Source organism: Nocardia sp. NPDC051929, assembly GCF_044548645.1.
Classification (GTDB): domain Bacteria; phylum Actinomycetota; class Actinomycetes; order Mycobacteriales; family Mycobacteriaceae; genus Nocardia; species Nocardia sichangensis.
Genome location: NZ_JBIUCG010000024.1, coordinates 67,726 through 81,273, shown reverse-complemented (window position 1 = coordinate 81,273; position 13,548 = coordinate 67,726). Strand labels below are relative to the sequence as shown.

General features: G+C 68.3%; 8 protein-coding genes and 1 pseudogene. 4 read left to right on the top strand and 5 right to left on the bottom strand.

Features of this window, described 5'->3' with window-relative positions; translation table 11 throughout:
* Positions 1 to 129 precede the first annotated feature (129 nt).
* Together ACIHAX_RS29485 and ACIHAX_RS29480 are read left to right on the top strand one after the other, a co-directional pair.
* Positions 130 to 1,572 carry an FAD-binding oxidoreductase gene (locus tag ACIHAX_RS29485; RefSeq protein ID WP_397280867.1) on the top strand — a complete coding sequence of 481 codons (1,443 nt, stop codon included), beginning with the start codon at positions 130 to 132 and terminating at the stop codon, positions 1,570 to 1,572.
* Positions 1,569 to 2,885: a class I SAM-dependent methyltransferase gene (locus ACIHAX_RS29480; RefSeq protein ID WP_355078729.1), complete on the top strand. Its 1,317-nt coding sequence runs from the start codon at positions 1,569 to 1,571 to the stop codon at positions 2,883 to 2,885. The genes ACIHAX_RS29485 and ACIHAX_RS29480 overlap by 4 nt, the downstream gene beginning before the upstream one ends.
* Positions 2,886 to 2,895: 10 nt before the next feature.
* On the opposite strand, the gene ACIHAX_RS29475 is transcribed toward ACIHAX_RS29480, so the two are convergent.
* Complete coding sequence (locus tag ACIHAX_RS29475; RefSeq protein WP_355078730.1) at positions 2,896 to 6,477, bottom strand: protein kinase; 3,582 nt, start codon at positions 6,475 to 6,477, stop codon at positions 2,896 to 2,898.
* A gap of 390 nt (positions 6,478 to 6,867) precedes the next feature.
* On the opposite strand from ACIHAX_RS29475, the gene ACIHAX_RS29470 reads away from it, so the two are divergent.
* Positions 6,868 to 7,350: a MarR family transcriptional regulator gene (locus ACIHAX_RS29470; protein WP_356963420.1), complete on the top strand. Its 483-nt coding sequence runs from the start codon at positions 6,868 to 6,870 to the stop codon at positions 7,348 to 7,350.
* Here ACIHAX_RS29470 and ACIHAX_RS29465 read toward each other — a convergent pair.
* The 4 genes from ACIHAX_RS29465 to ACIHAX_RS29450 form a co-directional block, all read right to left on the bottom strand.
* Entirely contained in the window at positions 7,347 to 8,444 is a 1,098-nt protein-coding gene (locus tag ACIHAX_RS29465; RefSeq protein ID WP_397280811.1) for an esterase-like activity of phytase family protein, read from the bottom strand. The genes ACIHAX_RS29470 and ACIHAX_RS29465 overlap by 4 nt on opposite strands.
* A 113-nt stretch (positions 8,445 to 8,557) precedes the next feature.
* Entirely contained in the window at positions 8,558 to 10,708 is a 2,151-nt protein-coding gene (locus ACIHAX_RS29460) for a 3-hydroxyacyl-CoA dehydrogenase NAD-binding domain-containing protein (RefSeq protein ID WP_364435931.1), read from the bottom strand.
* Positions 10,709 to 10,823: 115 nt separating this feature from the next.
* Entirely contained in the window at positions 10,824 to 12,038 is a 1,215-nt protein-coding gene (locus ACIHAX_RS29455) for an acetyl-CoA C-acetyltransferase (protein WP_355078734.1), read from the bottom strand.
* A gap of 365 nt (positions 12,039 to 12,403) precedes the next feature.
* Positions 12,404 to 13,144 carry a DNA polymerase III subunit gamma/tau gene (locus ACIHAX_RS29450; protein WP_355078735.1) on the bottom strand — a complete coding sequence of 247 codons (741 nt, stop codon included), beginning with the start codon at positions 13,142 to 13,144 and terminating at the stop codon, positions 12,404 to 12,406.
* A gap of 72 nt (positions 13,145 to 13,216) precedes the next feature.
* On the opposite strand from ACIHAX_RS29450, the pseudogene ACIHAX_RS29445 reads away from it, so the two are divergent.
* Positions 13,217 to 13,548: pseudogene (locus ACIHAX_RS29445) on the top strand (hypothetical protein); the annotation flags it as partial.

The window sequence follows — 13,548 nt, the reverse complement described above, 5'->3', positions numbered from 1 at the left end:
GCGGAGCGTGTGGCGAACTTCTCCGGACGATTCGGTATTCCATTTCGCAACATATGCGTGACATTTCTCCACGACCGAGACCTCGCGGTGGCCCCGCCGTATGGTCCGTACTAGCGTCGAGGGGTGGCAGTGAGTCTGTTGGGGAAGGCCGGACACGCACCGGCCGCACGCGAATCAGGATTTGCCGCGCATCGAGCCGGCGTGGATCGCCTTCTGGCGAGTTACCGCGCCATACCCGAGCACGCCAACGTCCGTTTGGCCAAGAAGACCTCGAACCTTTTCCGCGCCAGGGCCAAGAACACCGCGCCCGGCCTCGATGTCTCGGGGCTGACCAGGGTGATCGCGGTCGACCCCGTGGCGAGGACCGCCGACGTCGCTGGCATGACCACCTACGAGGAGCTGGTCGCCGCCACCCTCCCGTACGGGCTCGCGCCGCTGGTCGTTCCCCAGCTCAAGACCATCACGCTGGGCGGAGCGGTCACCGGCCTCGGCATCGAGTCCACCTCCTTCCGCAGCGGTTTGCCGCACGAGTCGGTGCTGGAGATGGACGTGCTGACCGGCGCGGGCGAGATCCTCACCGCCACGCCGGACAACGAGCACGCCGATCTGTTCCGCGGCTTCCCGAATTCCTACGGGACGCTGGGTTACACGGTCCGGCTGAAGATCGAGCTGGAAGAAGTACAACCGTACGTCGCACTGCGGCACGTTCGCTTCCGGGACCTGCGCGAACTGGAGGCCACCCTCGCGACGATCGTCACGGATCGGGTCTATGCGGACGAGCCCGTGGACTACCTCGACGGCGTCGTCTTCTCCGCCGAGGAGAGCTATCTGACGCTGGGCCGCCGCACCGACGAGCCGGGCCCGGTCAGCGACTACACCGGGATGGACATCTACTACCGGTCCATCCAGCACGAGGACGAAACGCCCAAACGCGACCGCCTGACCATCCACGACTACCTGTGGCGCTGGGACACCGACTGGTTCTGGTGCTCCCGCGCCTTCGGCACGCAGAATCCGAGGATCCGCCGGTTCTGGCCGAAGCGCTATCGGCGCAGCAGCTTCTATTGGAAGCTGGTTGCGCTCGATCACAAGTACGACATCGGCGACAAGCTGGAGGCTCGCAAGGGCAACCCCCCGCGTGAGCGGGTCGTGCAGGACATCGAGGTGCCGGTGGACCGCACCGCCGACTTCGTGGAGTGGTTCCTGCGCGAGATTCCGATCGAGCCGATCTGGCTGTGCCCGCTGCGTTTGCGCGAGACCGGCCGCACGCAGCGGCCCGGCGAACGCGCTTGGCCGCTGTATCCCCTGGAGCCGGACCGGACCTACGTGAACGTCGGATTCTGGTCGGCCGTGCCCACCGCTCCCGGGCAGCAGGAGGGCGCGGCCAACCGCGCGATCGAGCACAAAGTGACCGAATTCGACGGTCATAAGTCGCTGTACTCGGATTCCTTCTACGACAAGGATGAGTTCGCGGCGCTCTACGGCGGAACCACCTACACCGAACTGAAAAAACGCTACGACCCGAACCAGCGCCTGCTGGATTTGTATTCGAAGGCGGTGCAACGCAAATGACGACATTCAAGGACCGTTCCGATGTCTTCGCCGATCTCGGAACCAAACTCAGCATTGCCGAGATCTTCGAGACCCTCGTCGAGGGCGAAGTCCCGATCCGGTTGACGGCCTACGACGGCAGCGCCACCGGACCGGAGGACTCGGAGTTCGCGCTGGACATCCGGACTCCGCGTGGCATCAACTACCTGGCCACGGCCCCCGGCGACCTGGGCATGGCGCGCGCCTACATCGCAGGCGACATGACCGCCAGCGGGGTGCACCCGGGTGATCCGTACGCGATCCTGAAGGCGATGGACAGCTTGAAGTTCCGTCGTCCGTCCGCGCTGGCCCTGGTGACCATCGCGCGCTCGCTGGGCTGGGAGCGGCTCAAGCCGGTCGCCCCGCCGCCGCAGGAGACGCTGCCGCGCTGGCGGCGGATCGCCTTCGAGGGACTGCGCCACTCCAAGACGCGCGATGCCGAAGCCATCCACCACCACTACGACGTCTCGAACGCCTTCTACGAGCATGTGCTCGGCCCGTCGATGACCTACACCTGTGCGACCTACGGCGACGAGAGCTGGACGCTCGAGCAAGCGCAGGAGAACAAGTACCGCCTGGTGTTCGAGAAGCTGCGCTTGAAGGAGGGTGACCGGCTGCTCGACATCGGCTGCGGCTGGGGCGGCATGGTGCGCTACGCCGCCAAGCGCGGCGTCAAGGTCATCGGCGCGACGCTCTCGGCCGAGCAGGCGGATTGGGCGCAGAAGAAGATCGCCGAGGAGGGCCTGGCCGAGCTGGCCGAAGTGCGGCACTCCGACTATCGCGACGTGCCGGAGGGCGAGTTCGACGCGGTGTCCTCGATCGGGCTCACCGAGCACATCGGGGTGCACAACTACCCGTACTACTTCGACTACATCAAGAACAAGCTGCGCGACGGCGGCCTGTTCCTGAACCACTGCATCACCCGCCCGGACAACACCCGCACCACAAAGGCGGGCGATTTCATCGACCGCTACGTGTTCCCGGACGGCGAGCTGATCGGCTCCGGCCGGATCATCTCCGAGATCCAGAACATCGGGCTCGAGGTGCTGCACGAGGAGAACCTGCGCGAGCACTACGCCCTGACGCTGCACGAATGGTGCAAGAACCTGGTCGCCAACTGGGACGCCTGCGTCGCGGAGGTCGGCGAGGGCACCGCGAAGGTGTGGGGCTTGTATATGGCGGGCTGCCGACTGGGCTTCCAGCGCAACGTGGTGCAGCTGCACCAGGTGCTCGGCGTCAAGTTGCCCGCCGACGGCGACTGGACCGTACCGCTGCGCCCGTGGTGGCAGCCGTAGACCGGGACGTTCAGAAGGCGTTGCTGCCCGCCTCGTTCAGGAGTTCATCCAGGAACGGGGCGGGCAGTTCGACGTCGCCGACCTGCGCGGAGGCGGGCAGGTCGGCGCGCAGCACGCGCAGGATGCCGACCACGCCGGGGCCCGCGTCCAGCAGCGGCCTGGTCCAGCCGAGGTCGGCGCAGGTCGCGACGGCGGGCAGCAGCAGGTTGGTGGCCTCACCGACCCAGCCCGCGGTGGCCAGACATTCCGCGAGGAGCAGCGCGGCGTCCAATTGAGCGCGCGGGCGGTGCTTCTGGCGGGTGTGGTCGGACAGCGCGCGGGCGCGGCGCACCGCCCGGTCGTCAGAGCCGAGCCGGCGTTCGGCGAGCAGTGCGCGGATGGCGGCGAGTTCCTCGGCTTCGGCGGTGAGCAGGGCGGCGCCGGTCAGCCGATGCGCCGCCTGGAGCGGCGTGGATTCACTGAGGTCGGTGTAGCGGCGATCCGCGGACTCCAGCGCCATGCCCAGACGCAGCCGTTCGGCCCGGATATGGGCGGCCAGCCGGGGCAGTCGGTTGTCGGCGGCGATGCGCGCGCCCTCGTCCAACCGCGTTGCCGCGGTGAACAGATCTCCCCCGACCGCCTTGACCCGGGCGCCGACGACGAAGGTGGAGATCAGGAAGTCCACCGGACCGACCCGGGTGACCAGCTCGTGACTTTCGTCGAGCAGCCGGTCGGCGGTCGCCAGATCGCCCCTGCGGTAGCTCATCTCGCCCAGCAGCGCCGCGGCGACCCGCACCGCGTGCGAGCGCGGTCCCGAGCGTTCCCGCGCGAAGTCCCAGGCCTGCTGGAAACAGCGCGTGGCGGTGTCCACGTCGAGTTGCTCGTAGGCGGCGGCGCCCTGGCCGCAGCGACCGAACACCAGGCCGAGCGAATCCTTCGAGCGTTCGTGGTACTCCTCGGCCCACTCCTGGATGTTCCTCGCGCCCTCGAAGTCGAACTCGCACAGGCGCACGAAGGATGTCAGGTTGGCCGCCGTCGAGACCGTCCACACGGGTAGATCGTCCGGCTCCCGCAGACAGTCGGCGACTCGATCCAGCACGCCATCGGTGTGGTCGCGCGCGATCTGGTCGGAGGCCGCGAGCACGGCCGCCTGGCAGCGCTGCACCCGCACATCAGCGTCGCCGGTGGACCCGCGGGCCAAGATGTTGGACAGCCTGCCCAGGGCGTTGCGCGCCGCGCCGGACTGCTGCAGGTTGACGTTCGCCCTGGCCACCGCCATCAGCAACTTCGAGCGCGACGCCACCTGCTGCATCGGCAGCTTCGACACGCTGCCCAGCAGCGTGGCGAGCCGGGAACCGTCGATCAGGTCCATCCCGCCACCCTCGAGCAGGTCCAGCGCCATCTTCAGATCGGTCGCGGCCAGCGCGTGGTCGACCGACTTGCGCAGCAGCTGGTGTTCGGCGTACCAGCGCGAAGCCTTGCGGTGCAGCGACTTCAGCTTCCCCGGGTGGACGCGGTCGAGCCGGGTCCGCAGGTGCTCTGCGAACAGCGGCTGCATCCGGAACCACTCGGGGTCGTGCTCGATGCGCCGCAGGAACAGCTCACGCTGCTCGGCCTGCTCGAGCAGCTGCTCGGCATCCGGCTCCCCGGACAACGCCGCGGCGAGCGAACCGCACACCCGCTCGGTCACCGCGATCGACATCAGGAACTCGAGCATCTTCGGTTCCAAAGTGTCCAAGACGTTTTCGGCGAGGTATTCGCGAATGCCGTGGTTGCCTTCGGAGAGGGTGGCGATCAGCTGAGCTGGGTCGGCGTTGCCGCGCAAGGACAGGCCCACCAATTGGATGGCCGCGGGCCAGCCGTCGGTGGCGGTGTGGATTTCGGTGACCTGTTCCGGCGTCAGGTCGAAGCCGTTGCGCTCCACCAGGATCTGCCTGGTCTCCGCCTCGTTGAGGCGCAGCGCGGCCGAACCGATCTCGACCAGTTCGTCGTGCACTCGCATGCGGCTGGTCGGCAGGCCGGACTGTTCCCGGCTGGTCACGACGAAACGCAGGTGGTGGCAGCAGTTGTCCAGCAGAGCTTCCATCGCGCGATGCGCGCCCGCGTCGGTGATCCGCTGCCAGTCCTCGACGATCACCACGACCGTCCTGCCCGCCGCGTGGATCTCGTCGATGAGCGTGGGAATCACGAAAGCGGCCGCGTCGGCGGGCCGTTCCTCCAGTACCTGGTCCAGACCGGCGCCGACGTCCGGATGCACCCGGCGGATGGCCTGGATCAGATGGGCGAGCAGCCAGATCTCGTTGTCGTCGTCCCGGTCGATGCCGATCCAGGCGACCGCGGTGTCGCCTTCGCTGAGCTCGGCGCGCCACTGCGCGGCCAGCGTGCTCTTGCCGAAGCCCGCGGGCGCGTGGATCACTGCCAACCTGCGCCGCCCGCCCGCGCGCAGGATGTCCAGCAGACGCGGCCGTGGAATCGGCTCGCGCGTGGGCGTGGGCGGCCAGAACTTGGTCACGGCCGTCGGCGGCGTCGCCGGCACGACCGCCGGATGCTGGGAGACGGCGGGCCGTAGCGTCAACGGCCAGCTGCGCCGCGCGGTGACCGCGGGACGGGAGGCGGTCCACACCGCGGTCGGTTCGCCCACGGCTGCCGGGGTGGTCGTTTCGGGCTCCGGCGTGGTCTCCAGCAGCGCCATCTCGTCCGGCAACTGATCGTGGCCGCGCTGCACCGCGCGCAGCATTTCGCCGAACTCGTAGGCGCTGGCCGGGCGATCCCGCGGATTCGGGGACATGGCCTGTTCGATGACGCCGGCGACATCCGGCGGAATGTCCTGTTCACGCAGATCGGGCACCGGCTGGGTGGTGATCCGCAGGAACTGCGCGACCACCCGCTCGCCCGCCTGCCGCTCGAAGGCCGCGTGCCCGGTGAGCAAGGCGAACAATGTCGAGCCGAGGCCGTAGACGTCGGAGCGGATGGTCGGCTCGTCACCTTTGAGGACCTCCGGCGCGGTGAACGCGGGCGAGCCGGTGATCATGCTGCTGGACGTGCGGAACCCGCCCGGGATGCGGGCGATGCCGAAATCCGTCAGCTGCGGCTCGCCGTAACCACTGAGCAGCACATTCGCCGGTTTCACGTCGCGGTGCAGGATTCGGGCGCGGTGCGCGCTCTCGATGGCTCCTGCCAGCTTGACGCCTGCTCGTAGCGAGTCCGCCCAGGTCAATGGGCCTTGATCGCGAATCAGCTTTTCCAGTGACCCGTGGGTGCAGTAGGGCATGACGATGAGCGGCATTCCGGTTGCCGTCACGTCCACCTGGAGTATGTCGACGATGTTCGGGTGGCCGGAGAGCCTGCCCATGGCCTGTTCCTCGCGCAGGAACCGCTCTCTGCTCTCCTGGTCGATCTCCGAGGGGAGCACCTTCACCGCGACCACCCGGTCCAGCGCGGTCTGGATGCAGCGATACACCACCCCGAATCCGCCGCGGCCGATCTCCACCGCACCGGACAGGCCCATCGCCTCCAGTTCGTCGGCGATGTCGACGGGCGGCTGCCGCTGCGTCTTCGCCTCGGCCGCAGGGGATTCGGGGCGCACCCGGCCCGAACGCGTCTGTGGATTCATGTGATCACCTCGAACACTCACATCGAATCGGCGACATCGGCGACCAACTCCGCGCCGACCGCCGGACGCCGTGTCCGATATGCCTGCGCATACTCCAACGTAGCGCGGTGCGGTATCACGCGGGTGACGTTTCCGAACAGGTCGGGTGTGTTCCGAATCCGCGTGTTTCGCGCCGCTGAGCGGTTTCGGCGCCGATGCCGCCTCGGTTGTGACCACCGCCACTTCAGGTCCACATGAGCGGATACCCCGAGGCGATTCGACCAACCACCTCGGCTACGGGAACCCGGTCGGCGCGGTGGTGACCTGCCGTGATATTTTACTTCTTCAGAGATCTTTCTTCTTTGTAGAACTATCTTTATACGAGCAGACATTAGGTGCGGAGGAATACCCGTGTCGACACCTGAACCCGACCGCGAGGCCACGGCGCCCGGACTCCGCGCCGACGCCCGCGAAATCTACCGGCGCTACCTGAGCGCGGTCATGCTGCACGGACAAGCGGGGGCGCGGGCGGTCGATCTGGGCGCCACCGATCTGTACGCGCTCAACATCCTCGAACTGGCCGGGCCGATGACGCCGGGCGAACTCGGCGCGCGCAGCGGTCTGACCACCGGCCCGACCACCCGGCTGATCGACCGCCTGGAGGACGCGGGCTACGTGCGCCGCGCGCCGGTCCCCGGCGACCGCCGGAAGGTGATCGTCGAATTGATCGGCAAGCCAGCCGATCTCGACGAGGTGCTCGCTCCCGCACGGCAGCGCATCGGCGAGATCATCGGCGGCTACGCACCCGAACAGCGCGAGGTGCTGTTCGACTACTTCACCAGGGCGGCTGCCGCGTACCAGGCCGCCGCCGAGGAGCTGCGTGGCACGGACTAGGCCACGGCGAGGGCGATGATCTGGGTGATCTGGCGGCTGTCGAAATTGTCGTCGCTGACCAGAACCAAGGTGCGCTCACCGGAGGGCAGACGCGGCCCCCAGGTCATGCCCTCCACGTTGTCGACGGCGGCGAGCCCGACGTCGTCGAGATCCACCAGCAGCCGCTTGGCCACCGGGCGGGCAGCGCCGATCGAGGCGTCGAGTATGTTGGTCGCGGCGCTCAGATCGGCCTCGTAGACGCGGATCTTGTTGGGCGTGCCCGGCGAGAAGGACCGTTCCAGCACAAGAAGTTTCGTGGGGTCCAGCGGATCGGCGGCGAGGATCGAAGCGATCCCGTTCGCGCCGCGGCCGGGCTGCGGCCGCGACTCGGCGAAGACAGGATCCAGCGGATACGCGTACTGGGCGAGCAATGGCCCGGATCGCGCCTGGACGGTGATCCGCGTAAGTGCCCCGCTCGTCGTGGTCGCCGCCGGCCCGTCCTGCAGCAGCGGCCCTTCCGTGGCGGTGGCGAACAACGTGCCGCCCGCGAGGAAGGTCGCGGCCTCCAGTGCCTGGTTCTGTTGCGGCCCGGAGTCGGGGCGCATCCGCTCGTTCTCCGGGATCGGCAGGTCACCGACATAGGAGCCGTCCGGGTGCGCGATCCGCACCGACGGATCTTGCAGCAGGGCGCCGTCCCGCTCGCCTTCTTGCGTCCAGAAGTAATCGCCGGTCCACGGGTCCACCCGGATCTCCTCCGGGTCGACCGACATCGGCGCGTAGGGCGCGCCCGCCGCGGTCAGCAGGGGGTGCGTGCCGGTGAAGGTCACCGGTCCGACTCCGCGCTCGCCGACCTCGAAGCGCGCGGTGTAGTACCGCGCGGGGTTCTTGTTCGAACGATCGTCGCTGATCAGCACGAATTCACCGGTGCGCGCGGAGTAGTCGATCCCGGACAGGCCACCCACGGTGGTGCCCGCGAAGTCCAGGCTCGACGCGACGACTTGCTCGCCCAGCAAACGCACCGATGGCGTCGTCACCGGATCGGCGGCCGCCACCGGGGCCGATGCGAGCGCGAGGGCGCAACTGGCGATCAGAACATGGCGACTACGTCTCGGCACGGCTGCCAACCTATCGCGCCGAACGGACGCGCAGGCGAACGGGCCGGAAAACGGCCGAAGCCCGCCACCGCGAAAAGCGATGGCGGGCTTCGGCGTTGCGTCGCGGCGCGCGATTACTTACGCAGCGAGGCCGGAACCTCGAAGCGCTCGCCGTAGGTCTTGGCGAGGTAGTCGGCACGCTCCACGAAGGCCTCCTGGCCACCCGGGTAACCGACGATGAACTGGTGCACACCACCGGTCCAGGCCGGGAAGCCGATGCCGAAGATCGAACCGATGTTCGCGTCGGCGGTGGAGGTGAGCACGCCCTCGTCGAAGCACTTCTGGGTCTCGATCGCCTCCGCGAACAGCATGCGGTCGATCAGATCCTGCAGCGGGACGCCGAAGCCCGCAGTGGTCTTGAAGTGCTCACGCAGGCCCGGCCACAGACCGGTGCGCTTGCCGTTCTCGTCGTACTCGTAGAAGCCCGCCTTCTCCAGGCGGCCCGGACGACCCTCGGACACCATGTAGTCGATGACGTCCTGCGCCGGGTGCCGCTTGACGCCCAGGGTGGTGTCGCCCGACTGCGCGGCTTCCAAGGTCTCCTTGGCGATCTTCTGCATGAGCTTCATGTTCAGCTCGTCCGACAGCTGCAGCGGCGCGGCCGGGTAGCCCGCCTGCAGACCGGCCTGCTCGATGGTGGCGGGCTCGATGCCTTCCTCGAGCATGGCGATCGCCTCGTTGACGAAGGTGCCGATCACGCGGGAGGTGAAGAAGCCGCGGCTGTCGTTGACGACGATCGGAGTCTTCTTGATCGCGAGGGTGTAGTCGAACACCCGGGCCAGCGCCTCGTCCGAGGTCTTCTCACCCCGGATGATCTCCACCAGCGGCATCTTGTCGACCGGCGAGAAGAAGTGGATGCCGATGAAGTCCTCCTGGCGCTTCACGCCGGTCGCCAGACCGGTGATCGGCAGGGTGGAGGTGTTCGAGCCGAGCAGCGCGTCGGGGGTGACGACGTCCTCGATCTCCTGGAACACCTTGTGCTTCAGCTCGGTGTTCTCGAAGACGGCCTCGATGACGAAGTCGACGCCGGCGAAGTCGGCCGCGTCCGCGGTCGGCTTGATCCGGTCCAGCAGCGCCTTGGACTTCTCCTCGGTGGTCTTGCCCCGGGAGAGCGCCTTGGCCTCGATCTTCTCGGAGTAGTTCTTGCCGCGCTCGGCCGCCTCGATGGAGACGTCCTTCAGCACGACCTCGTAGCCCGCCTTCGCGGAGACGTACGCGATGCCCGCGCCCATCATGCCCGCGCCGAGCACGCCGACCTTCTTGATCTCCTTCTTCGGCACGTCCTTCGGACGCGAACCGCCGTTGTTGATCGTCTGCAGGTCGAAGAAGAACGCCTGGATCATGTTCTTCGCGACCGGGCCGGTGAGCAGGTGCACGAAGTAGCGGGACTCGATCAGCGACGCGTTGTCGATGTCGACCTGCGAGCCCTCGACCGCGGCGGACATGATCGCGCGCGGCGCGGGCATGTTCGCACCCTTGATCTGCTTGCGCAGGTTCGCCGGGAACGCGGGCAGGTTGGCCGCGAAGGCCGGGGACGACGGGGTGCCGCCGGGGATCTTGAAGCCCTTCTTGTCCCAAGGCTGCACGCCGGCCTCGGGGTTGGCCTTGATCCACGCCTTGGCGGCGGGGACCAGCTCCTCGACCGAACCGACCAGCTCATCGATCAGGCCGATCTCCTTGGCCTTGGCCGGCTTGTTGCGCTGACCCTGCAGCAGCACCTGCATCAGGGCGTTCTGCAGGCCGAGCATGCGCACGGTGCGGATGACGCCGCCGCCCGCGGGCAGCAGGCCGAGGGTGGCCTCGGGCAGACCGATCTGCGAACCCGGCACGTCCGCCGCGATGCGGTGATGGGTGGCCAGCGCGATCTCCAGGCCGCCGCCGAGCGCCGCGCCGTTGATGGCGGCCACGACCGGCTTGCCCAGCTGCTCCAGGCGACGCAGGGCGCTCTTGATCTCGGTGAGCTCCTCCATCAGCGTCTGGGCGTCGTCCGGGCCGACCTTCATCATGTTCTTCAGGTCGCCGCCGGCGAAGAAGGTCTTCTTCGCGGAGGTCAGGACGACACCGGTGATGTTGTCCTTCTCCGCCTCGAGCCGGTCGACGGTGGCCGTCATCGATTTCTTGTACAGCTCGTTCATCGTGTTGGCGCCCTGGTTCGGGTCGTCCATCGTCAGTACGACGATGCCGTCCGAATCCTGCTCCCAACCGATCATGTTGGTTTCGCTCACAGCTCTGTGTCTCCTTGGTGAATTAGCAGCGTTCGCGGCCCTACGTGGATACGCAGGCTGCCGCCTCCGGGCCTGACGCTCACGCCGCCGTGAATTCTCAGCTGTCGGTTGGGGTTCAGACCCGCTCGATGATGGTGGCCACGCCCATGCCGCCGCCGATGCACAGGGTGATCAGGGCGTAGCGGCCGTTGCGGCGCTCCAGCTCGTCGACCATGGTGCCGGTGATCATCGCGCCGGTGGCGCCCAGCGGGTGGCCCATCGCGATCGCGCCGCCGTTGACGTTCAGCTTCTCGTCCGGGATGTTCAGGTCCTTCTGGAACTTCAGCACCACGGAGGCGAACGCCTCGTTGATCTCGACCAGATCGATGTCATCGAGGGTAAGACCCGCCTTGGCCAGCACCTTCTTGGCGGCCGGAGTAGGACCGGTGAGCATGATGGTGGAGTCGGCGCCACTGGTGGCGGTCGCGACGACGCGCGCGCGGGGTGTCAGGCCGGAGGCCTTGCCCGCCTCTTCCGTACCGACGAGCACGAGCGCGGCGCCGTCGACGATGCCGGAGCTGTTGCCGCCGTGGTGCACGTGGTTGATCTTCTCGACGAAGTGGAACTTCTGCAGCGCCACCGCGTCGAAGCCGCCCATCTCACCGATCACGGCGAAGGACGGCTGCAGCTTGGCCAGGTCCTCGGCGGTGGTGCCGGGACGCATGTGCTCGTCCTTGTCCAGGACGACGATGCCGTTCTGGTCCTTGACCGGCACGATCGACTTGGCGAAGTAGCCGCCGGTGGTGGCCTTGGCGGCCAGCTCCTGCGAGCGCACCGCGTAGGCGTCGACATCGTCGCGGCTGAAGCCCTCGATGGTGGCGATCAGGTCGGCGGAGACGCCCTGCGGAACGAAGTAGGTGTCGTAGTTGGTGGCCGGGTCCAGGGCCCAGGCGCCGCCGTCGGAGCCCATCGGCACGCGCGACATGGACTCGACGCCACCGGCGAGAACCAGGTCGTCGAAGCCGGAGCGAACCTTCTGGGCGGCGAGGTTGACCGCCTCGAGGCCGGAGGCGCAGAAGCGGTTGAGCTGGAAGCCGCCGACGGTGTCGGGCAGGCCTGCCACGGTGACCGCGGTACGGGCGATGTCCGCGCCCTGATCGCCGACCGGCGCGACCACGCCGAGGATCAGGTCGGAGATCCGGTCCTCGTCGAGGTTCGGGAAGCGCCCGCGCAGCTCCTGGATCAGACCGACAGTCAGGTCGATCGGCTTGACCGAGTGCAGCGAGCCGTTCTTCTTGCCACGGCCGCGCGGAGTGCGGATGGCCTCGTAAATGTAGGCCTCTGTGGTCATGGAGTGTTCCTTCCTCAATGTGCGGCGGCCGGACGTTCGTCCGTCCGAGCGCTCCTTGCGGTCGGCCGGTACGTTCGTCCGTCCGAGCGCTCCTGGGCGGTCGGCCGGACTTTCGTCCGTCCGAGCGCTGGGGTGCGGCGACACCGCGGGTGCGGCATGGCTGCGGCTGACCTCGCCGACCGGCCTTGCGACCGACCGTTCCTAACGCTGTACAAAACCAGGCAAGACAGGACGAACGTACGGCCAGGTCGCCCGTACGCCTGGGCATACCATAGAACGTCGGCGTACCGAAGCTCCCGGCTACCCGTCCATACTACCGTGGAGTGCGAACTCCGGTTAACTTAACGTTGCGAGAACGGTGGTTGTCAACCATCCAATCGTGTGGCACCCAGCTCACTCTTCAGCAATTCGAGGGCGACCTCGTCCGGGTCGCGACGGTCGCCGGGAGCCACCGGATCGGCCGCGGCTGCCATCATCTCCTGCTCCTCTTCCGGGGTCGAGGCGGGAATGACCCGGGCCCCGTCCCAGTCCAGGTCGGTCGACGCGTCGCCCGCGCTCGGCCCGGCGTCGTACCGCGGATAGTCCGCGGGGCCGGGGTCGTCGGGTAGGTCGGGGTAGTCGGGCGGCGGGATATCGTCGTCCGCGGGATACGGGCGCTTGTCGGCGCCGCCTGCGCCGGAACGCCCCGCGCCGCCGGCCTTGTCGGCGTTCGCGTTCTTCGCCTGACTCGGGCGGGAGAAGCGCGGCGCGGGCGCGGCCGAACCACGGGTCGCCGCGTTGCCGGATTCACGTCCAGGCTGGTTGCCCGCCTGCCCGCGGGGTCGGTTCGCGGCACCGCCCGATCGCGGCGCGGCGGCGGGCCGTGGCGCGGCGCCGCCCGCTTCCCAGCGGACCTCGTGGTCGCGGCCGAGCACCGCCCGTACTGCCGACCGGACCGCCTCCAGGTTGCGCGGATCGGACAGGCGCTTGGCCAGCGGCGCGTGCTGGTGCGCGAAGACGATGACCTCGCCCTCCACCCGGGCGACCGACGCACCGGCGAGCATCGCCTGCACGGCCGCACCGAACTCACGCACTTTGGCGCGAATGTCCGCCCAGGCGGCTTCCACTTCCCGCAACAGATCAGCGCTCGGTGTGGCAACAGGACCGGCGGCGAACTCCTGCGCGGACGAACCGGTCGCATGAGACGCCGGCGCGGCGGACCGAGCCTGATCGCCGTGCCCGACGGTCCGCTCGGCAGCCGAATCAGCCCCGCGCTCGCCCCCGGCAGCAGAACCCCGCCCGGCAGCCTGGCCGGCCGCTTGCTCCCGCCCGGCAGCAGATCCCTGCTCGGCAGCCGCATCAGCCCCGCGCCCCCGCCCGGCGGTAGAACCCCGTCCGGCAGCCGCATCAGCCCCTTGCTCCCGCCCCACAGCAGAACCCCGTCCGGCAGCCGCATCAGCCCCTTGCTCCCGCCCCACAGCAGAACCCCGTCCGGCAGCCGCATCAGCCCCTTGCTCCCGCCCCACAGCCG

Bases quoted from the DNA above. Each gene is read 5' to 3' on its own strand.
- ACIHAX_RS29480 (WP_355078729.1), top strand. From the start codon at position 1,569: ATGACGACATTCAAGGACCGTTCCGATGTCTTCGCCGATCTCGGAACC.
- ACIHAX_RS29475 (WP_355078730.1), bottom strand. From the start codon at position 6,477: ATGAATCCACAGACGCGTTCGGGCCGGGTGCGCCCCGAATCCCCTGCG.
- ACIHAX_RS29455 (WP_355078734.1), bottom strand. From the start codon at position 12,038: ATGACCACAGAGGCCTACATTTACGAGGCCATCCGCACTCCGCGCGGC.